At 63.4% G+C, this 19,531-nt stretch carries 30 protein-coding genes; all 30 read left to right on the forward strand.

Annotation, left to right across the window (positions count from 1 at the left end):
* The 30 genes from fusA (at nt 1) to rplQ (ending at nt 19,400) form a co-directional block, all read left to right on the forward strand.
* Nucleotides 1-2,073 (forward strand): elongation factor G, encoded by a 2,073-nt coding sequence (fusA, locus tag JQ632_RS16950; RefSeq protein WP_212403713.1) that lies wholly within the window; start codon nt 1-3, stop codon nt 2,071-2,073.
* A gap of 40 nt (nt 2,074-2,113) precedes the next feature.
* The gene (tuf, locus tag JQ632_RS16955; RefSeq protein WP_140976510.1) at nt 2,114-3,304 is read left to right on the forward strand and encodes an elongation factor Tu; all 1,191 of its coding nucleotides are present in this window, start codon (nt 2,114-2,116) and stop codon (nt 3,302-3,304) included.
* An 87-nt stretch (nt 3,305-3,391) separates the two neighbouring features.
* Nucleotides 3,392-3,700, forward strand: a complete 309-nt coding sequence (gene rpsJ, locus JQ632_RS16960) for a 30S ribosomal protein S10 (protein WP_002712302.1) — start codon at nt 3,392-3,394, stop codon at nt 3,698-3,700.
* Nucleotides 3,701-3,798: 98 nt separating this feature from the next.
* The gene (rplC, locus tag JQ632_RS16965) at nt 3,799-4,512 is read left to right on the forward strand and encodes a 50S ribosomal protein L3 (protein ID WP_212403714.1); all 714 of its coding nucleotides are present in this window, start codon (nt 3,799-3,801) and stop codon (nt 4,510-4,512) included.
* A gap of 1 nt (nt 4,513) precedes the next feature.
* Nucleotides 4,514-5,134 (forward strand): 50S ribosomal protein L4, encoded by a 621-nt coding sequence (gene rplD, locus JQ632_RS16970; RefSeq protein ID WP_212403715.1) that lies wholly within the window; start codon nt 4,514-4,516, stop codon nt 5,132-5,134.
* Entirely contained in the window at nt 5,131-5,433 is a 303-nt protein-coding gene (locus JQ632_RS16975) for a 50S ribosomal protein L23 (protein WP_140976513.1), read from the forward strand. The genes rplD and JQ632_RS16975 overlap by 4 nt, the downstream gene beginning before the upstream one ends.
* A 12-nt stretch (nt 5,434-5,445) precedes the next feature.
* Nucleotides 5,446-6,279 carry a 50S ribosomal protein L2 gene (rplB, locus tag JQ632_RS16980; protein WP_212403716.1) on the forward strand — a complete coding sequence of 278 codons (834 nt, stop codon included), beginning with the start codon at nt 5,446-5,448 and terminating at the stop codon, nt 6,277-6,279.
* A 12-nt stretch (nt 6,280-6,291) separates the two neighbouring features.
* A complete protein-coding gene (gene rpsS / locus JQ632_RS16985) occupies nt 6,292-6,570 on the forward strand; it encodes a 30S ribosomal protein S19 (RefSeq protein WP_008136357.1) in 279 nt (92 codons plus the stop codon).
* 10 nt (nt 6,571-6,580) lie between these two features.
* Nucleotides 6,581-6,967 carry a 50S ribosomal protein L22 gene (rplV, locus tag JQ632_RS16990; protein WP_008549264.1) on the forward strand — a complete coding sequence of 129 codons (387 nt, stop codon included), beginning with the start codon at nt 6,581-6,583 and terminating at the stop codon, nt 6,965-6,967.
* 18 nt (nt 6,968-6,985) lie between these two features.
* Entirely contained in the window at nt 6,986-7,696 is a 711-nt protein-coding gene (gene rpsC, locus JQ632_RS16995; protein ID WP_212403717.1) for a 30S ribosomal protein S3, read from the forward strand.
* Nucleotides 7,697-7,726: 30 nt separating this feature from the next.
* A complete protein-coding gene (rplP, locus tag JQ632_RS17000) occupies nt 7,727-8,140 on the forward strand; it encodes a 50S ribosomal protein L16 (RefSeq protein WP_140982251.1) in 414 nt (137 codons plus the stop codon).
* A 5-nt stretch (nt 8,141-8,145) separates the two neighbouring features.
* Nucleotides 8,146-8,352 carry a 50S ribosomal protein L29 gene (gene rpmC, locus JQ632_RS17005; protein ID WP_011088144.1) on the forward strand — a complete coding sequence of 69 codons (207 nt, stop codon included), beginning with the start codon at nt 8,146-8,148 and terminating at the stop codon, nt 8,350-8,352.
* A gap of 13 nt (nt 8,353-8,365) precedes the next feature.
* Nucleotides 8,366-8,614 carry a 30S ribosomal protein S17 gene (rpsQ, locus tag JQ632_RS17010; RefSeq protein ID WP_027549198.1) on the forward strand — a complete coding sequence of 83 codons (249 nt, stop codon included), beginning with the start codon at nt 8,366-8,368 and terminating at the stop codon, nt 8,612-8,614.
* A gap of 83 nt (nt 8,615-8,697) precedes the next feature.
* Entirely contained in the window at nt 8,698-9,066 is a 369-nt protein-coding gene (rplN, locus tag JQ632_RS17015) for a 50S ribosomal protein L14 (RefSeq protein ID WP_072823614.1), read from the forward strand.
* Nucleotides 9,066-9,380, forward strand: a complete 315-nt coding sequence (gene rplX / locus JQ632_RS17020) for a 50S ribosomal protein L24 (protein ID WP_212403718.1) — start codon at nt 9,066-9,068, stop codon at nt 9,378-9,380. Before rplN ends, rplX begins: the two co-directional genes overlap by 1 nt.
* Nucleotides 9,373-9,930 (forward strand): 50S ribosomal protein L5, encoded by a 558-nt coding sequence (gene rplE / locus JQ632_RS17025; RefSeq protein WP_038935917.1) that lies wholly within the window; start codon nt 9,373-9,375, stop codon nt 9,928-9,930. Before rplX ends, rplE begins: the two co-directional genes overlap by 8 nt.
* A 46-nt stretch (nt 9,931-9,976) precedes the next feature.
* Entirely contained in the window at nt 9,977-10,282 is a 306-nt protein-coding gene (rpsN, locus tag JQ632_RS17030) for a 30S ribosomal protein S14 (RefSeq protein WP_212403719.1), read from the forward strand.
* 14 nt (nt 10,283-10,296) lie between these two features.
* Nucleotides 10,297-10,695 carry a 30S ribosomal protein S8 gene (rpsH, locus tag JQ632_RS17035; protein ID WP_140982244.1) on the forward strand — a complete coding sequence of 133 codons (399 nt, stop codon included), beginning with the start codon at nt 10,297-10,299 and terminating at the stop codon, nt 10,693-10,695.
* 16 nt (nt 10,696-10,711) lie between these two features.
* Nucleotides 10,712-11,245 carry a 50S ribosomal protein L6 gene (gene rplF / locus JQ632_RS17040; protein ID WP_212403720.1) on the forward strand — a complete coding sequence of 178 codons (534 nt, stop codon included), beginning with the start codon at nt 10,712-10,714 and terminating at the stop codon, nt 11,243-11,245.
* 11 nt (nt 11,246-11,256) lie between these two features.
* Entirely contained in the window at nt 11,257-11,619 is a 363-nt protein-coding gene (gene rplR / locus JQ632_RS17045) for a 50S ribosomal protein L18 (protein WP_025036986.1), read from the forward strand.
* A 44-nt stretch (nt 11,620-11,663) separates the two neighbouring features.
* Entirely contained in the window at nt 11,664-12,257 is a 594-nt protein-coding gene (gene rpsE, locus JQ632_RS17050; RefSeq protein WP_027549202.1) for a 30S ribosomal protein S5, read from the forward strand.
* Nucleotides 12,258-12,280: 23 nt separating this feature from the next.
* On the forward strand, nt 12,281-12,487 hold the full coding sequence (rpmD, locus tag JQ632_RS17055; protein ID WP_212403721.1) for a 50S ribosomal protein L30: 207 nt from the start codon (nt 12,281-12,283) through the stop codon (nt 12,485-12,487).
* Nucleotides 12,488-12,553: 66 nt separating this feature from the next.
* Nucleotides 12,554-13,039, forward strand: coding sequence for a 50S ribosomal protein L15 (gene rplO, locus JQ632_RS17060; RefSeq protein WP_212403722.1), 486 nt, complete (start codon nt 12,554-12,556; stop codon nt 13,037-13,039).
* Nucleotides 13,040-13,190: 151 nt separating this feature from the next.
* Nucleotides 13,191-14,522, forward strand: a complete 1,332-nt coding sequence (gene secY / locus JQ632_RS17065; protein WP_212403723.1) for a preprotein translocase subunit SecY — start codon at nt 13,191-13,193, stop codon at nt 14,520-14,522.
* On the forward strand, nt 14,519-15,742 hold the full coding sequence (locus JQ632_RS17070; protein ID WP_212403724.1) for a preprotein translocase subunit SecY: 1,224 nt from the start codon (nt 14,519-14,521) through the stop codon (nt 15,740-15,742). The genes secY and JQ632_RS17070 overlap by 4 nt, the downstream gene beginning before the upstream one ends.
* Complete coding sequence (locus JQ632_RS17075) at nt 15,739-16,611, forward strand: adenylate kinase (RefSeq protein WP_212403725.1); 873 nt, start codon at nt 15,739-15,741, stop codon at nt 16,609-16,611. Before JQ632_RS17070 ends, JQ632_RS17075 begins: the two co-directional genes overlap by 4 nt.
* Before the next feature lie 186 nt (nt 16,612-16,797).
* Complete coding sequence (rpsM, locus tag JQ632_RS17080; protein WP_212403726.1) at nt 16,798-17,166, forward strand: 30S ribosomal protein S13; 369 nt, start codon at nt 16,798-16,800, stop codon at nt 17,164-17,166.
* A gap of 122 nt (nt 17,167-17,288) precedes the next feature.
* Nucleotides 17,289-17,678 (forward strand): 30S ribosomal protein S11, encoded by a 390-nt coding sequence (rpsK, locus tag JQ632_RS17085; RefSeq protein WP_007603045.1) that lies wholly within the window; start codon nt 17,289-17,291, stop codon nt 17,676-17,678.
* A gap of 111 nt (nt 17,679-17,789) precedes the next feature.
* Complete coding sequence (locus JQ632_RS17090; RefSeq protein WP_212403727.1) at nt 17,790-18,821, forward strand: DNA-directed RNA polymerase subunit alpha; 1,032 nt, start codon at nt 17,790-17,792, stop codon at nt 18,819-18,821.
* A 162-nt stretch (nt 18,822-18,983) separates the two neighbouring features.
* Nucleotides 18,984-19,400, forward strand: coding sequence for a 50S ribosomal protein L17 (rplQ, locus tag JQ632_RS17095; RefSeq protein ID WP_212403728.1), 417 nt, complete (start codon nt 18,984-18,986; stop codon nt 19,398-19,400).
* The last annotated feature ends 131 nt before the right edge of the window (nt 19,401-19,531 follow it).

Genomic DNA, 19,531 nt, shown 5'->3' on the forward strand with positions numbered 1-19,531 from the left:
ATGCCCCGCGTTCATGCCATAGAGAATTACCGCAACTTCGGTATCATGGCGCACATCGATGCCGGCAAGACCACGACCACCGAGCGCATCCTCTATTACACCGGCAAGAGCCACAAGATCGGCGAAGTGCACGAAGGTGCCGCGACGATGGACTGGATGGAGCAGGAGCAGGAGCGCGGTATCACCATCACGTCCGCCGCGACCACGGCGTTCTGGAATGGCAAGCGTCTGAACATCATCGACACCCCTGGCCACGTCGACTTCACCATTGAAGTCGAGCGTTCGCTGCGCGTGCTCGACGGCGCCGTGTGCGTGCTCGATAGCAACCAGGGCGTCGAGCCGCAGACCGAGACCGTCTGGCGCCAGGGCGACAAGTACAAGGTTCCCCGCATCGTCTTCGCCAACAAGATGGACAAGACCGGCGCCGACTTCTTCAAGTGCCTGTCCGACATCGTTGACCGCCTCGGCGCCAAGCCGATCGCGATCCAGCTTCCGATCGGTGCCGAGAACAACTTCAAGGGTCTCGTCGACCTCGTGAAGATGAAGGGCATCATCTGGAACGATGAATCGCTCGGCGCGAAGTTCGACTATGTCGACATCCCGGAAGATCTCGTCGATCAGGCCAAGGAATACCGCGAGAAGATGGTGGAAGCCGCCGTCGAACTCGACGACGACGTGCTGGCCGCATTTCTCGACGGCAAGGAGCCGGATGAGGCGACGCTGAAGCGGCTGATCCGCAAGGCGGTGCTGACTGGCGCGTTCTATCCGGTGCTGTGCGGTTCGGCCTTCAAGAACAAGGGCGTGCAGCCGCTGCTCGACGCCGTCGTCGACTATCTGCCGTCGCCGATCGACGTGCCCGCAATCAAGGGCACCGACGACCGCGGCAACGAAGTTGTGCGCAAGGCGGACGACAAGGAGCCGCTCGCGCTGCTCGCGTTCAAGATCATGGACGACCCGTTCGTCGGCACCATCACCTTCTGCCGCATCTACTCGGGTGTCCTCCAGAGCGGCACCGGCGTCGTGAACTCGACCCGCGAGAAGAAAGAGCGGATCGGGCGCATGCTGCTGATGCATGCGAATAACCGCGAAGACATCAAGGAAGCCTATGCCGGCGACATCGTCGCGCTGGCCGGCCTGAAGGAAGCGCGCACCGGTGACACGCTGTGCGATCCCGACAAGCAGGTGATCCTGGAAAAGATGGAATTCCCCGAGCCGGTCATCGAGATCGCGATCGAGCCGAAGTCGAAGGCCGACCAGGAGAAGCTGGGCGTGGCGCTGGCGAAGCTCGCCGCGGAGGATCCGTCCTTCCGCGTGTCGACCGATCAGGAGTCCGGCCAGACCATCCTCAAGGGCATGGGCGAACTCCATCTCGACATCAAGGTCGACATCCTCAAGCGGACCTACAAGGTCGATGCCAACATCGGCGCGCCGCAGGTTGCGTTCCGTGAGCGCGTCACCAAGAAGGCCGAGGTCAAGTACACCCACAAGAAGCAGACTGGCGGTACCGGTCAGTTCGCTGAAGTGTCGATCGTGGTCGAGCCGAACGAGCCGGGCAAGGGCTATGAGTTCGAGTCCAAGATCGTCGGCGGCGCGGTGCCGAAGGAATACATCCCCGGCGTCGAAAAGGGCCTCAACAGCGTGATGAGCTCTGGCGTGGTCGCGGGCTTCCCAGTGGTCGACGTCAAAGTCCAGCTGGTCGACGGCAAGTATCACGACGTCGACTCGTCGGCGCTCGCCTTCGAAATCGCTTCGCGCGCCGCATTCCGCGAGGCCTTGCAGAAGGGCAAGTCCGTCCTGCTCGAGCCGATCATGAAGGTCGAGGTGGTGACCCCGGAAGACTACACCGGCTCGGTCATCGGCGACCTGAATTCCCGGCGCGGTCAGATCCAGGGTCAAGACATGCGCGGCAACGCCAACGTCATCAACGCGATGGTGCCGCTCATGAACATGTTCGGTTACGTGAATAACCTGCGCTCGATGAGCCAGGGTCGCGCAACCTTCACCATGCAGTTCGATCACTACGCAGAAGCGCCGGCGAACGTGTCGGCAGAAGTCCAGAAGAAGTTTGCCTGATTGTCGTCGGTCCGAAGCTGACGATTGAACGGAGAGTCAAATGGCCAAAGCAAAGTTTGAACGTAACAAGCCGCACTGCAACATCGGCACCATCGGTCACGTCGACCATGGCAAGACGTCGCTGACTGCGGCGATCACCAAGGTTCTCGCCGAAGCCGGCGGTGCGACGTTCACGGCGTACGACCAGATCGACAAGGCGCCGGAAGAGAAGGCGCGCGGCATCACGATCTCGACCGCGCACGTCGAGTACGAGACGCCGAACCGCCACTACGCTCACGTCGACTGCCCCGGCCACGCCGACTACGTCAAGAACATGATCACCGGCGCTGCCCAGATGGACGGCGCGATCCTGGTCGTGTCGGCCGCTGACGGCCCGATGCCGCAGACCCGCGAGCACATCCTGCTCGCCCGCCAGGTCGGCGTGCCCGCGCTCGTCGTGTTCCTCAACAAGTGCGACATGGTCGACGATCCGGAGCTGCTCGAGCTCGTCGAGCTCGAAGTCCGCGAGCTGCTCTCGAAGTACGAATTCCCGGGCGACAAGATTCCGATCATCAAGGGTTCGGCGCTCGCCGCCCTCGAAGACTCCGATAAGAAGCTCGGTCACGACGCCATCCTCGAGCTGATGAAGAACGTCGACGAGTACATCCCGCAGCCGGAGCGTCCGATCGACCAGCCGTTCCTGATGCCGGTTGAAGACGTGTTCTCGATCTCGGGCCGCGGCACCGTGGTGACCGGCCGTGTCGAGCGCGGCATCGTCAAGGTCGGCGAGGAAATCGAGATCGTCGGTCTGCGTGCGACCCAGAAGACCACCGTCACCGGCGTCGAAATGTTCCGCAAGCTGCTCGATCAGGGCCAGGCCGGCGACAACATCGGTGCGCTGCTCCGCGGCACCAAGCGCGAGGAAGTCGAGCGCGGCCAGGTGCTCTGCAAGCCGGGTTCGGTCAAGCCGCACACCAAGTTCAAGGCTGAGGCTTACATCCTCACCAAGGAAGAGGGCGGTCGCCACACCCCGTTCTTCACCAACTACCGTCCGCAGTTCTACTTCCGCACCACCGACGTGACCGGTGTCGTGCACCTGCCGGAAGGCACCGAGATGGTGATGCCGGGCGACAACATCGCGATGGAAGTGCACCTGATCGTGCCGATCGCGATGGAAGAGAAGCTCCGCTTCGCGATCCGCGAAGGCGGTCGCACCGTCGGCGCCGGCGTCGTCGCCTCGATCATCGAGTAATTACGCGAATAGGGAATGGCGGGTGGCGAATAGGGAAATCTATTCGCTACTCGCTACTCGCCACTCACCTGAGAAGAAAGCACGGCAATGAACGGCCAAAACATTCGCATCCGTCTCAAGGCGTTCGACCATCGTATCCTCGATACGTCGACGCGCGAGATCGTGAACACGGCGAAGCGCACGGGCGCTCAGGTTCGCGGACCCATTCCGCTGCCGACCCGCATCGAGAAGTTCACCGTCAACCGTTCGCCCCACGTCGACAAGAAGAGCCGCGAACAGTTCGAGATGCGCACCCACAAGCGCTTGCTCGACATCGTCGATCCGACCCCGCAGACCGTCGATGCTTTGATGAAGCTCGACCTGGCCGCCGGTGTCGACGTCGAGATCAAGCTCTGAGCATGACCCCGAGAAGTGGGCACCGGTTTTCGGATCGGGTCATGCTCACGAAGAAAATTGGTTAGTCCGCAAGGACAGAAAGAACAGGAAGCAAGCCGATGCGCTCCGGAGTGATCGCACAAAAGGTCGGGATGACGCGGGTCTTCACAGAGGCCGGCGAACATATTCCCGTGACCGTGCTGAAGCTCGGCAATTGCCAGGTCGTAGGCCACCGCACCGAAGAGAAGAACGGCTATGTCGCGCTTCAGCTCGGCGCCGGCACCCGCAAGACCGTGTATCTGCCCAAGGCGGAGCGCGGCCAGTTCGCGGTCGCCAAGGTCGAGCCGAAGCGGCAGGTCGAGGAATTCCGCGTCTCCGCCGATCAGATGATCCCGGTCGGCGCCGAAATCCAGGCCGATCACTTCGTCGTCGGCCAGTTCGTCGACGTCACCGGCACCTCGGTCGGTAAGGGTTTTGCCGGCGGCATGAAGCGCTGGAACTTCGGCGGTCTGCGCGCCACGCACGGTGTGTCGATCTCGCACCGCTCGATCGGTTCGACCGGCGGCCGTCAGGACCCCGGCAAGACCTGGAAGAACAAGAAGATGCCCGGCCACATGGGTGTCGATCGCATCACCACGCTCAACCTTCGCGTCGTCCAGACCGATGTCGAGCGTGGCCTGATCCTCGTCGAAGGCGCCGTTCCCGGCTCCAAAGGCGGCTGGATCCGCGTGCGCGACGCCGTCAAGAAGCCGCTGCCGAAGGAAGCACCGAAGCCCGGCAAGTTCAAGGTTGCCGGCGAAGCGGACGCCGCACCGGCCGCGCAGGAGGCGTGAGATGGAATTGAAAGTCACGACCCTCGAGGGCAAGGAAGCCGGCTCCGTCCAGCTGTCCGACGCCATTTTCGGCTTGGAGCCGCGCGAGGACATCATCGCGCGCTGCGTGAAGTGGCAGCTCGACAAGCGTCAGGCCGGCACCCACAAGGCCAAGGGCCGCGCCGAGATCTGGCGCACCGGCAAGAAGATGTACAAGCAGAAGGGCACCGGCGGTGCTCGTCACGGCTCGGCCCGCGTGCCGCAGTTCCGCGGCGGTGGCCGTGCCTTCGGCCCGGTGGTGCGCTCGCATGCCTCCGACCTGCCGAAGAAGGTCCGCGCGCTCGCCCTGAAGCATGCGCTGTCGGCCAAGGCCAAAGACGGCGATCTCGTGGTGATCGAGAAGGCCGCGCTGGAAGCCGCCAAGACCAAGGCGCTGCTCGGCCACTTCGCAGGGCTGGGCTTGACCAACGCGCTGATCATCGACGGCGCCGAGCTCAACAACGGTTTTGCCGCGGCCGCCCGCAACATCCCGAACATGGACGTGCTGCCGATCCAGGGCATCAACGTCTATGACATCCTGCGCCGTCAGAAGCTCGTTCTGACCAAGGCCGCCATCGATGCGCTGGAGGCGCGCTTCAAATGACGAAGAACATCGAGCCTCGCCACTACGACGTGATCGTTGCGCCGGTCGTGACCGAAAAGGCGACCATCGCCTCCGAGCACAACAAGGTCCTGTTCAAGGTGGCCGCCAAGGCGACCAAGCCGCAGATCAAGGAAGCGATCGAGAAGCTGTTCGACGTCAAGGTCAAGAGCGTCAACACGCTGGTCCGCAAGGGCAAGACCAAGGTCTTCCGCGGCAATCTCGGCTCGCAGTCGAACACCAAGCGCGCGATCGTGACCCTCGAAGAGGGCCACCGCATCGACGTCACCACCGGTCTGTAAGGTCGCACGACGATGGCACTGAAGACATTCAACCCCACGACGCCGGGCCAGCGCCAGCTGGTCATGGTCGATCGTTCGGCCCTCTACAAGGGCAAGCCGGTCAAGGCGCTCACCGAGGGCAAGCAGTCCAAGGGTGGCCGCAACAACACCGGTCGCATCACCGTGCGCTTCCGCGGCGGCGGCCACAAGCAGGCCTACCGCACCGTCGACTTCAAGCGTGACACGGTCGATACGCCCGCGACTGTCGAGCGGCTGGAATATGATCCGAACCGCACCGCGTTCATCGCGCTGATCAAGTACCAGGACGGCACGCTGGCCTACATCCTGGCCCCGCAGCGCCTCGCCGTCGGCGACACCGTGGTTGCCGGCAATTACGTCGACGTGAAGCCGGGCAATGTCATGCCGCTCGGCAACATGCCGGTGGGGACGATCATCCACAACATCGAGACCAAGATCGGGAAGGGCGGTCAGCTCGCGCGTTCCGCCGGCACCTACGCCCAGATCGTCGGTCGCGACCAGGACTACGTCATCATTCGCCTCAACTCGGGTGAGCAGCGCCTGGTCCACGGCCGTTGCCGCGGCACGATCGGCGCGGTGTCGAACCCGGACCACATGAATACCTCGATCGGCAAGGCCGGCCGCAAGCGTTGGATGGGCCGTCGCCCGCACAACCGCGGCGTCGCCATGAACCCGATCGACCATCCGCACGGCGGCGGTGAAGGCCGCACCTCGGGCGGCCGCCACCCGGTCACCCCGTGGGGCAAGCCGACCAAGGGCAAGAAGACCCGCACCAACAAGTCGACCAACAAATTCATTCTCCTAAGCCGCCACAAGCGGAAGAAGTAAGGAACGGCGGACATGGTTCGTTCAGTCTGGAAAGGCCCGTTCGTCGAGGGCTCGCTGCTCAAGAAGGCGGATGCCGCGCGTGCGTCCGGCCGTCACGACGTCATCAAGATCTGGAGCCGTCGCTCGACCATCCTGCCCCAGTTCGTCGGCCTGACGTTCGGCGTCTACAACGGCCAGAAGCACGTGCCGGTGGCGGTCAACGAGGAAATGGTCGGTCACAAGTTCGGCGAGTTCTCGCCGACCCGGACCTTCCATGGCCATTCGGGCGACAAGAAAGCCAAGAAGGCTTGAGGATTAAACGATGAGCAAACCTAAGCGCGAACGGAGCCTCGCCGACAACGAGGCCAAGGCGGTCGCCCGGATGCTGCGGGTGAGCCCGCAGAAGCTCAACCTGGTCGCCCAGCTCATTCGCGGCCGGAAGGCGTCGGCGGCGCTCGCCGACCTGCAGTTCTCGCGCAAGCGGATCGCGGTCGACGTGAAGAAGTGCCTGGAATCGGCTATCGCCAACGCCGAGAACAACCACGACCTAGACGTCGACGATCTCGTCGTGGCGCAGGCCTTCGTGGGCAACGGTCTCGTGATGAAGCGCTTTGCCGCGCGCGGCCGTGGCCGCTCGGGCCGTGTCTACAAACCATTTTCGCAACTGACGATCATCGTTCGTCAGGTCGAAGCCGAAGCAGCGGCTTAAGGGACGCAGGAGAAAACGATGGGTCAAAAGATCAATCCGATCGGTCTGCGTCTCGGCATCAACCGGACCTGGGATTCGCGCTGGTTCGCCGGCAAGCAGGAATACGGCAAGCTGCTGCACGAGGACGTCAAGATCCGCGAGATCCTGCACAAGGAGCTCAAGCAGGCGGCCGTCGCCCGCATCGTGATCGAGCGTCCGCACAAGAAGTGCCGCGTCACCATCCACTCGGCCCGTCCGGGTGTCGTGATCGGCAAGAAGGGCGCCGACATCGACAAGCTGCGCAAGAAGGTCGCCGACATCACCTCGTCGGACGTCGTGATCAACATCGTCGAGATCCGCAAGCCGGAGCTCGATGCCACGCTGGTCGCCGAATCGATCGCGCAGCAGCTCGAGCGCCGCGTCGCGTTCCGCCGCGCCATGAAGCGCGCGGTGCAGTCGGCGATGCGTCTCGGCGCCGAAGGCATCCGCATCAACTGCTCGGGTCGTCTGGGCGGTGCGGAAATCGCGCGCATGGAGTGGTACCGCGAAGGTCGCGTGCCGCTGCACACGCTGCGCGCCGACATCGACTACGGCGTTGCGACCGCGTTCACGACCTTCGGCACCTGCGGTGTCAAGGTCTGGATCTTCAAGGGTGAGATCCTCGAGCACGATCCGATGGCCCAGGACAAGCGGATGGCTGAAGGCGAGAGCGGTGGCGGCAGTGGCCGGCCGCGTCGCGACGCAGCTTGAAGCCAGGACAGGAATTGAGGGCTTAAAGCCATGATGCAACCAAAGAAAACGAAGTTCCGGAAGGCGCATAAGGGCCGTATCCACGGCGTTGCGACTTCGGGCGCGACGTTGGCGTTCGGCCAGTTCGGCCTGAAGGCGACCGAGCCGGATCGCGTCACCGCGCGCCAGATCGAAGCCGCCCGCCGCGCGCTGACCCGCCACATGAAGCGCGCCGGCCGCGTTTGGATCCGCGTGTTCCCGGACGTGCCGGTGTCGAAGAAGCCGGCCGAAGTGCGCATGGGCTCCGGCAAGGGCTCGCCCGAATTGTGGGTCGTGCGCATCAAGCCGGGTCGGGTGCTGTTCGAGATCGACGGCGTCAACAACCAGACCGCACGCGAGGCGCTGACCCTGGCCGCTGCCAAGCTGCCGATCAAGACGCGCTTCGTCGAGCGCATTGCGGAGTAATGGCCATGGCCCAGATGAAGATCGAAGACATCCGCGCGATGAGCCCCGACCAGCAGGATGACGCCATCCTGAACCTGAAGAAGGAGCGCTTCAACCTGCGCTTCCAGCGCGCCACCGGGCAGCTCGAGAACACCTCGCGCCTGCGCGAGGCTCGCCGCGACATCGCCCGCATCAAGACCGTCGCCGCGCAGACGCGCGCGAAGAAGAAGTAAGAGGCTTACGAAGATGCCGAAACGTACTTTGCAAGGCGTGGTCGTCAGCGACAAGACTGCCAAGACCGTCGTGGTGCGCGTCGATCGCCGCTTCACGCACCCGATCTACAAGAAGACGATCCGCCGTTCGAAGAACTACCACGCGCACGACGAGAACAACGAGTTCAAGCCGGGCGACATGGTGTGGATCGAGGAATCGAAGCCGATTTCGAAGTTGAAGCGCTGGATCGTGATCCGGGGCGAACACAAGAAAAGCGCCTGAGCTGCCGGCTTTCCGCCGACTGACTTCAGGGAAATTTTGAGCGCAAGCTGCTTGCGCAAAGAGAAAGAGGACGAGGTGCATCAATGATTCAGATGCAGACCAACCTCGACGTGGCCGACAATTCTGGCGCACGCCGTGTCATGTGTATCAAGGTGCTTGGAGGCTCCAAGCGCCGTTACGCCACCGTGGGCGACATCATCGTCGTGTCGATCAAGGAAGCGATTCCGCGCGGTAAGGTGAAGAAGGGCGACGTGATGAAGGCCGTGGTGGTGCGAGTCCGCAAGGACATCCGCCGTCCCGACGGTTCGGTCATCCGTTTCGACCGTAACGCCGCCGTCCTGATCAACAACCAGGCCGAGCCGGTCGGCACCCGTATCTTCGGGCCCGTGCCGCGCGAGCTGCGCGCCAAGAACCACATGAAGATCATTTCGCTCGCGCCGGAGGTGCTGTGATGGCTGCGAAGATCCGCAAGGGCGACAAGGTCATCGTTCTGACCGGTCGCGACAAGGGCCGCACCGGCGAGGTGTTCGAGGTGCGCCCGGATGCCGGCACCGCTCTGGTGCGCGGCATCAACATGGTCAAGCGTCACCAGAAGCAGACGCAGGCCCAGGAGGGCGGCATCATCTCGAAAGAGGCGCCGATCCAACTGTCCAACATCGCGTATCTCGGCAAGGACGGAAAGCCGACGCGCATCGGATTCAAGATTCAGGCGGACGGCAAGAAGGTCCGCGTTGCCAAGAGCTCGGGAGCTGAGATCGATGGCTGAGGCCGCTTACACGCCGCGCCTGCGCGCGGAATACGACGCGAAGATCCGCACGGCGATGACCGAGAAGTTCGGTTATGAGAACGTCATGCAGGTGCCGCGGCTGGACAAGGTCGTGCTCAACATGGGCGTGGGCGATTCCGTCAACGACCGCAAGAAGGCCGAGACCGCCGCTGCCGAGCTGACGCAGATCGCCGGCCAGAAGGCGATCGTGACCTATTCGCGCATCGCGATTGCGACCTTCAAGCTGCGTGAGAACCAGCCGATCGGCTGCAAGGTCACGCTGCGCAAGGCCCGCATGTACGAGTTCATCGATCGCCTGGTGAACGTCGCGCTGCCCCGCGTTCGCGACTTCCGCGGGCTGAACCCGAAGAGCTTCGACGGCCGCGGCAACTATTCGCTCGGCATCAAGGAACACATCATTTTCCCCGAGATCGACTTCGACAAGGTCACCGAGGCCCGCGGCATGGACATCACCGTCTGCACCACGGCCAAGACCGACGAAGAGGCGAGGGCCTTGTTGACCGCTTTCAATTTCCCGTTCCGGCAGTGAGACGCTGACGAGCAGCCTCTCAAACGCGGATACCCAGGAGCCAAGCATGGCAAAGAAGAGTTCAGTCGAGAAGAACAACCGGCGCAAGCGGATGGTGAAGAACGCCGCCGCCAAGCGCGAGCGGTTGAAGACGATCATCGCCGACAAGAAGCTGCCGATGGAAGAGCGGTTCGCCGCGACGTTGAAGCTTGCGGAAATGCCGCGCAACTCGTCGGCGACCCGCATCCGCCTGCGTTGCGAGCTGTCGGGCCGTCCGCGCTCGAACTACCGCAAGAACAAGCTGTCGCGCATCGCGCTGCGTGACCTCGGCTCCAAGGGCATGGTCCCGGGCCTCGTGAAGTCCAGCTGGTAAGGAGGGTCGGTTAGATGTCTACGCACGATCCAATCAGCGATCTGATCACCCGCATCCGCAATGCGCAGATGCGTGCCAAGACTAAGGTCTCCACGCCTGGCTCCAAGATGCGCCAGAACGTGCTCGATGTGCTGAAGAACGAGGGCTACATCCGCGGCTACGCCACGGTCGAGCACACCTCCGGCCGCAGCGAGATCGAGATCGAGCTGAAGTATTTCGACGGCGAGCCCGTCATCCGCGAGATCGAGCGGGTCTCCAAGCCCGGGCGTCGTGTCTACGCCTCGGTGAAGAACCTGCCGCGGGTCAATAACGGACTCGGCATTTCGGTGTTGTCGACGCCGAAGGGGATCATGGCTGACCACGACGCGCGTGACGCGAATGTGGGCGGCGAAGTCCTCTTCACGGTGTTCTGAGAAGGATTTTTGATCCATGTCACGTGTTGGCAAAAGGCCTGTGGCGGTTCCGTCGGGCGTTACCGCGACCGTTGACGGGCAGACCGTCAAGATGAAGGGGCCGAAGGGCCAGCTTCAGTTCGTCGTCCATGACGACGTCGAGGTGAAGCTCGAGAGCGGCCAGGTCAAGGTCAAGCCGCGGGTCGAGACCAACCGCGCGCGGGCGCTGTACGGCACCGCACGCGCCCAGGTCGCGAACCTCGTCGAGGGCGTCACCAAGGGTTTTGAGAAGAAGCTCGAAATCACCGGCGTCGGTTATCGCGCCGCGATGCAGGGCAAGAACCTCCAGCTCGCGCTCGGCTACAGCCACGACGTGGTCTATGCGATCCCGGATGGGATCACGATCACCGTGCCGAAGCCGACCGAGATCAACATCTCGGGCAGCGACGTTCAGCGCGTCGGCCAGGTTGCCGCGGAGATCCGCAGCTACCGTCCGCCGGAGCCCTACAAGGGCAAGGGCGTGAAGTACGCCGACGAATTTATCTTCCGCAAGGAAGGCAAGAAGAAGTAACGGAGCCGGTCATGTCGAAAGCCAAGGTTACGAATGCCCGGCGCAAGCGGAGTGTGCGGCTGAAGCTGCGCCGCTCCGCCGGCGGCCGTCCGCGCCTGTCCGTGTTCCGCTCGTCCAAGCACATCTACGCCCAGGTCATCGACGACCTGAAGGGCGAGACGCTGGCGTCGGCCTCCTCGCTCGAGAAGGCGATGCGCGACGGTGGCAAGACCGGCGCCGATATCGATGCGGCGAAGGCGGTCGGCAAGCTGCTGGCCGAGCGCGCTGCGGAGAAGGGCGTCAAGGAAGTCGTGTTCGATCGCGGCAGCTACCTCTATCACGGGCGCGTCAAGGCACTGGCCGACGCGGCGCGTGAGAGTGGGCTGAGCTTCTAACAGAATTTGAGGATTGAGGCGCAAGCCTCTGAAGGATTGGAAAAATGGCAGAACGCGAACAACGTGGTGGACGCGATCAACGCGGCGGCGGACGCGACCGGAAGGAGCGCGAGGAGCGCGACAGCGAGTTCGTCGACAAGCTGGTCCACATCAATCGCGTGGCCAAGGTCGTCAAGGGCGGCAAGCGCTTCGGCTTCGCGGCGCTGGTCGTGATCGGCGACCAGAAGGGCCGCGCCGGCTTCGGTCACGGCAAGGCGCGCGAAGTGCCTGAGGCGATCCGCAAGGCCACCGAATCCGCCAAGCGCAACCTGACCCGCGTGTCGTTGCGTGAAGGCCGCACGCTCCATCACGACATCGCCGGCCGTCATGGCGCGGGCCGTGTCTACCTGCGTGCCGCCCCGGCCGGTACCGGCATCATCGCCGGCGGCCCGATGCGCGCCGTGTTCGAGACGCTCGGCGTCCAGGACGTGGTGGCGAAGTCGATCGGCTCGTCGAACCCGTACAACATGGTGCGTGCGACCTTCGACGCGCTGAAGCACCAGGATTCGCCGCGTTCGGTCGCGGCGCGCCGCAACATCAAGGTGTCCACTCTGCAGTCCCGCCGTATCGGCGGCGATGCCGAGGCGGCTGCCGACTAACGACAGCTTTCGGAGTTCAGACGATGGCCAAGGGTGCCGTTAAGACCGCAAAGACGATCAAGGTCGAGCAGACCGGCAGCGCGATCCGCCGCCATCACTCGCAGCGCTCGACGCTGATCGGGCTCAAGCTCAACAAGATCGGCCGTGTCGCCGAACTGCCGGATACCCCGGCGGTCCGCGGCATGATCGAGAAGGTTCACCATCTCGTCCGCATCGTCGACGAGAAGTAATCAAGGGCGCGTGATCCCGGCACCGGTTTCGGACCGGATCATGCGCAAGACACAAGGAGAAGGGCGATGAAGCTCAGCGAGATCGCCGACAATCCCGGTTCGCGCAAGAAGCGCATGCGCGTCGGCCGCGGCATCGGTTCCGGCAAGGGCAAGCAGTCCGGCCGCGGCGGCAAGGGCCAGACCGCGCGTTCGGGCGTGCGCATCAAGGGTTTTGAAGGCGGCCAGATGCCGATGCATCGCCGTCTGCCCAAGCGCGGCTTCAACAACATCTTCCGCGTCGAGTTCGCCGAGATCAATCTCGACCGGCTCCAGGACGCCGTCGATGCCAAGAAGCTCGAGACCGGCAGCGTCGTGAATGCCGAGGCACTGGTGAAGGCCGGCGTGCTGCGCCGTTCCAAGGCCGGCGTGCGTCTGCTCGGCCGCGGCGAGCTCAAGGCCAAGCTCAACATCGAGGTGCACGGCGCCACGAAGTCCGCGATCGCGGCGGTCGAGAAGGCCGGCGGTTCGGTGAAGATCCTCGCGCCCGCCAAGGACGAAGGCGAGGCGGCGTAACAACTGCGTCATTGGCCCGCGCCCTGCGGGCCTTTTCGCGTGCTTGACGATGGACTTATCGAGGCCGAGCACCAGATAATGGCCGGCGTCTGCCGAGTGTCCATGGGGTCGCGGGCATGACGGCGCAAAAGGCGGCGGGAGAAAGCCCAATATGGTCTCAGCAGCGGAACAACTTGCAGCCAACCTGAATTTCGGCGCGCTGGCCAAGGCCGACGAACTGAAGAAGCGTATCTGGTTCACCCTGGGTGCGCTGCTCGTTTACCGGCTCGGTACCTACATTCCGCTGCCCGGCATCGACCCCAACATCTGGGAGCAGGTGTTCCGCTCCCAGGCTGGCGGCATCCTCGGCATGTTCAACATGTTCGCCGGCGGCGGCATCCACCGCATGGCGATCTTCGCGCTGAACATCATGCCGTACATCTCGGCTTCGATCATCATTCAGCTGCTGACGACGGTGTCGCCGCAGCTCGAGGCGCTGAAGAAGGAAGGCGAGGCGGGGCGTAAGCTGCTGAACCAGTACACGCGTTATCTCACCGTGATCCTGGCCGCGTTCCAGTCTTACGGCATCGCCGTCGGTCTCGAAGGCGCCGGCAACGTCGTCAGCGACCCCGGCCTGTTCTTCCGCCTGTCCACCGCGATCACGCTGACCGGCGGCACCATGTTCCTGATGTGGCTCGGCGAGCAGGTCACCTCGCGCGGCATCGGCAACGGCATCTCGCTGATCATCCTGGCCGGCATCGTCGCCGAGCTGCCCTCGGCGCTCGCCAACATGCTCGAGCTCGGCCGTCAGGGCGCGATGTCGACCGGCCTGATCCTGGTCGTCATCGTCATGGCGGTCGCCGTGATCGCCTTCATCGTGTTCATGGAGCGCGCGCAGCGCCGCCTGCTGATCCAGTATCCGAAGCGCCAGGTCGGCAACAAGATGTTCGAGGGCCAGTCCTCGCATCTGCCGCTGAAGCTCAACACCTCGGGCGTGATCCCGCCGATCTTCGCGTCCTCGCTGCTCCTGCTGCCGACCACGGTCGCGAACTTCAACGCGGGCAAGGGACCTGAGTGGTTCCAGTGGCTCACGACCCAGCTCGGGCACGGCCGGCCGCTGTTCCTGTTCATGTATCTCGCGCTGATCGTGTTCTTCGCGTTCTTCTACACCGCGATCGTGTTCAACCCGACCGAGACCGCCGACAATCTCAAGAAGCATGGCGGCTTCATCCCGGGCATCCGCCCCGGCGAGCGCACCGCGGAGTACATCGACTACGTGCTGTCGCGCATCACCGTGGTTGGCGCGATTTACCTTGCGATCGTCTGCTTGATCCCGGAAATCCTGATTTCCTACGCTTCGGTGCCGTTCTACTTTGGCGGCACGTCGCTGCTGATCGTGGTGAGTGTCACCATGGATACGGTGGCGCAGGTTCAGGGCTATCTGCTCGCCCATCAATATGAAGGGCTGATCCGGAAGTCGAAGCTGAGGGGCCGCCGTAGATGACGAGGGAGCTTGCGCGCCGGATCGCTGTCACGATTGGCGCGCTACTCCTTTTCAGGCTCGGCGCTCACGTCCTGCTCCCCGGGCTTCGCCCGGGCGATTGGCTGACGGGCGGCCCGGTGGCGGCCGGTGCGATAACCCGCCTGTCCATCGTTGCCCTCCATCTCGTTCCCTATCTGAGCGCGGCGATCATCGTCCAACTGATAGCGATGGTGTGGGGAAGGCTGAGCTCGCTCGAGAGGTCGGGCGAGCGCGGCCGGCGCAGGATTGCCCGTTACACCCTGATCCTGACGCTGGTGATCGCGTCCTTCCAGGCCTACGGCATCGCTTCGACGCTTCTGACGATCCCGAACGTCGTTCCCGATCCCGGCGACTGGTTCGTGCTGTCGGCGACCGCCTCGATGGTCGGCGGCGTATTCGTTTTGGTTTGGCTGAGCGAGCTGATCGCCCGCTATGGAATCGGCAATGGTCTTGCACTGGTGCTGAGCGTCAGCATTCTCGTCCACGTTCCGGGCGACGTTGCAGGCATCCTCGACCTTTTGCAGAGCGGCCAGATATCCGGCAATCTTGCGCTGACCCATGCCGTCTTCTGGATCGTGCTCGTCGCGCTGATCGTCTTCGTCGAAGGCGCGCGACGGAATATCCGTGTCGACTTCGCCGAACGCAAGGTCGGTGAGCGCGTGCTGCCGGCGCGATCGGCGGTTCTGCCGATCAAGATCAACAGCGCCGGCTATCTGGTGCCGACCACCGTGGCGCCCTGGTTCCTGTTTCTGCCGTTGGCATTTCTGACCTACATCCTTGGTGCCGATGCGCCGTGGATCGCGGCGGCGTACAAGCACCTGCAGCTTGGCTCGCCGGTTCACATGATCCTCGGATCCATCGCGGTGTTCGTGCTCGCCCTCATCTACACCGCCTATGTCGTGGACCCTCAGCACGCGGCCGAATCGCTGGCCAAGCAGGGCGGTACAATTCCCGGCGTCGCGCCGGGCGAGGCAACAGCCGATTACCTCGATCGCGTGGTGTCATTGACGACGGTCGTCGGAGCCGTCTACCTGACGGCGCTGCAGTTGATTCCGGAGATCTTCGAGCCTTACGGGGTCGGGCTGCCTTATAGTATGATGATCAATGGTGGTGCGGCGCTGATTGTGGTTTGCACTGTTCTTGATCTCTTAAATCAGGTGCGCGACCTATCGCTCACCAATCCGGGGGGCGAACGCCAATGAGAATTATACTTCTGGGACCGCCGGGGTCAGGCAAGGGGACCCAGGCGCAACTGCTGGTGCAGCGCTACGGCATTGTCCAGCTTTCGACCGGCGAGATGCTTCGCGCAGCGGTTGCGGCCGGCACGCCGGTCGGGCTGAAGGCCAAGGAGATCATGGCGAGCGGTGGGCTGGTGCCCGACGACGTCGTGGTCGGAATCATCTCTGACCGGATCGACCAGCCCGACGCGAAGAAGGGTTTTATCCTGGACGGTTTTCCGCGCACCGTGCCGCAGGCCGAGGCGCTGGACGAACTGCTCAAGCACAAGCACCTCAAGCTCGATGGCGTCATCGAGCTGCGGGTCAACGAGAGCGCGCTGCTCAATCGTGTCGAGACCCGCGTCGCCCAGATGCGCGAGCGCGGCGAGGAGGTGCGGCTGGACGACACCCCGGAGGTGCTGACCAAGCGCCTCGCCAGCTACCGCAGCCAGACGGAACCGCTGATTCACTACTATTCCGAGCGGCGCAAGCTCTCGACCGTCGACGGCATGATGGCCATCGACGAGGTCACCCGGGCCATCCACCGGCTTCTCCTGGCGCTCGGGGCGGTCGAGCCCAAGACGCACACCAAGGGGCCTACCAAGAGCGCGGCCAAGAGCGTGGTTAAGGCCGCTCCGGCCAAGCCGGGGGCTAAAAAGGCCTCCAAGAAGGCCAAAACGGCCAAAAAAGCCGGGAAGGGCGCCAAGAAGCCGACCAAGAGCGCCAAAAAGGCCGCCAAAAAGATGAGCAAGAAGGCGGTCAAGAAAGCCGCCAAAAAGGCCGTCAAGGCGGCCGCAAAAAAGGGTGCCAAAAAGGCCCCAAAAAAGGTCACGAAAAAGCGAGCTAAGCGCTAGCAGCGGTTGACGAAACCCCCGGGAATCCCTTAATAAGCCCCGCATCCAAGTCGGATAGTTTCAGACGATGCCGGGCCCCAGGAAGACCGGGGGGTGGGCGTCGTGTTCGCGTTTGTGAACACCTGCCCGAGAACACAAGCACTTAAAGCCCGATCCTGACGAGGATCGGCAACAGGAGAGAAGGCCGTGGCCCGTATTGCCGGCGTAAATATTCCGACCAACAAGCGCGTCCTGATCGCGCTCCAGTACATCCATGGCATCGGCCCGAAGATCGCCGCCGATATCATCGAGAAGGTGAAGATCCCCGAGGATCGCCGCGTCAGCCAGTTGAGCGACGCTGAAGTGCTCCAGATCCGCGAAGTGATCGACCGCGACTTCCTCGTCGAGGGCGACCTGCGTCGTGAGGTCGGCATCAACATCAAGCGTCTGATGGACCTCGGCTGCTATCGCGGCCTGCGTCATCGTCGCGGTCTGCCGGTGCGCGGCCAGCGTACCCACACCAATGCGCGCACGCGCAAGGGGCCGGCCAAGGCGATCGCCGGCAAGAAGAAGTAAGTTCTGCAATTCAAGTATGGCGTGTGGCGATAGAGGGATCCTCGGTTCGCCACGCGCCTTTCGTTCCACAGGTGTAGCCGCTGGCATTACGGCGGCGCTTGAGATCACAGGAAAGGTCATCAATGGGCAAGGAAGCCACCCGCGTTCGCCGTCGTGAGCGCAAGAACATCGCCTCCGGCGTCGCGCACGTGAACTCGTCGTTCAACAACACGACCATCACCATCACGGACGCGCAGGGCAACACGATCGCCTGGTCGTCGGCGGGCACCATGGGTTTCAAGGGATCGCGCAAGTCGACCCCGTATGCAGCGCAGGTCGCTGCGGAGGACGTTTCCAAGAAGGCGCAAGAGCATGGCATGCGCACGCTGGAAGTCGAAGTCGCCGGTCCCGGTTCGGGCCGCGAGTCGGCGCTCCGCGCGTTGCAGGCTGCGGGCTTCACCGTCACCTCGATCCGCGACGTGACCACGATCCCGCACAATGGTTGCCGGCCGCGCAAGCGCCGCCGCGTTTGATACGAGGTTGCGGGCGCATCGTCGCCCGCAATGACTTTTTTAGAAGCCGCGGGAATGATCTGCGGCCTTTCTCCAACGCCAGTGTTTGATGCCTCAAACTGACTGGCCTGTATGGGTGAAACAGTGACGATCCAGAAAAATTGGCAAGAACTGATTCGGCCGAACAAGCTCCAGGTGTCCCCCGGCAGCGATCCGGCCCGTTTTGCGACCATCGTCGCCGAGCCGCTCGAGCGTGGTTTCGGCCAGACCCTCGGCAATGCGCTGCGCCGCATCCTGCTGTCCTCGCTCCAGGGCGCGGCCGTGCAGTCGGTGCACATCGACGGCGTGCTGCACGAGTTCTCCTCGATCGCTGGCGTCCGTGAGGACGTCACCGACATCGTGCTCAACATCAAGGACATCTCGATCAAGATGCAGGGCGAAGGCCCCAAGCGCATGGTCGTGAAGAAGCAGGGCCCGGGCGTGGTCACCGCCGGCGACATCCAGACAGTCGGCGACGTCACCGTGCTCAATCCGGACCTCCAGATCTGCACGCTCGACGAGGGCGCGGAGATCCGCATGGAGTTCACGGTCTCGACCGGCAAGGGGTACGTGCCCGCCGAGCGCAACCGTCCCGAGGATGCGCCGATCGGCCTGATCCCGGTCGACAGCCTGTACTCGCCGGTCCGCAAGGTCTCCTACAAGGTCGAGAACACCCGCGAGGGCCAGATCCTTGACTACGACAAGCTGACCATGACGATCGAGACCAACGGCGCGATCACGCCGGATGACTCGGTGGCCTATGCCGCCCGCATCCTGCAGGATCAGCTCAACGTGTTCGTCAATTTCGAAGAGCCGCGCAAGGAAGTCGCGCAGGAGATCATTCCGGATCTCGCCTTCAACCCGGCCTTCCTCAAGAAGGTCGACGAGCTCGAGCTGTCGGTGCGTTCGGCCAACTGCCTGAAGAACGACAACATCGTCTACATCGGCGACCTCGTGCAGAAGTCGGAAGCGGAAATGCTCCGCACTCCGAACTTCGGCCGCAAGTCGCTGAACGAGATCAAGGAAGTGCTGGCCCAGATGGGTCTGCACCTCGGCATGGAAGTGCCGGGCTGGCCGCCGGAGAACATCGACGAGCTCGCCAAGCGCTTCGAGGATCACTACTGAGCGCAGCATGATCCCGGAAAAGTGCGAAGCGGTTTTCCGATAAGGATCATGCTCAAACAAGAAAGCGAAAGCGCCTCGCGCTTTCGCGGGCGAACGCAGGCAGCCCACCTGAGCAACATGTCCGACGAACCGTCGTGGCAGTCAAAGTAAGGAATACGAAAAATGCGTCACGGCAAGGTTCATCGGAAGCTCAACCGCACCGCCGAGCACCGCAAGGCGATGTTCGCCAACATGGCGGCCGCGCTGATCAAGCACGAGCAGATCGTCACCACGCTGCCGAAGGCGAAGGAGCTGCGGCCGATCGTCGAGAAGCTCGTCACGCTCGGCAAGAAGGGCGGCCTCTCGCTGCGCCGCCAGGCGATCTCGGAGCTGCGCGACGTCGACATGGTCAAGAAGCTGTTCGACACGCTGGCGACCCGCTACAAGGACCGCCAGGGCGGCTACACCCGCATCATCAAGGCCGGCTTCCGCTACGGCGATAACGCCGCGATGGCCGTGATCGAGTTCGTCGATCGCGACGTCGACGCCAAGGGCCAGGACTCCGGTCCGTCCCAGGCCAAGGAAGCCGAGGCGGCGTAAGCCGGCGACGGATAGAGTTTCGAAAGCGGCGCCTCCGGGCGCCGCTTTTTTGTGTGTGCCGAGCATGATCGACAGCTTGGAGGTGGAAGTCTTCTATCCAGCCTGATGGCGGCGAAGGATTAGCAAAGCGC

The sequence above is a fragment of the Bradyrhizobium liaoningense genome, assembly GCF_018130955.1.
In the GTDB taxonomy this organism is placed as follows: domain Bacteria; phylum Pseudomonadota; class Alphaproteobacteria; order Rhizobiales; family Xanthobacteraceae; genus Bradyrhizobium; species Bradyrhizobium liaoningense_C.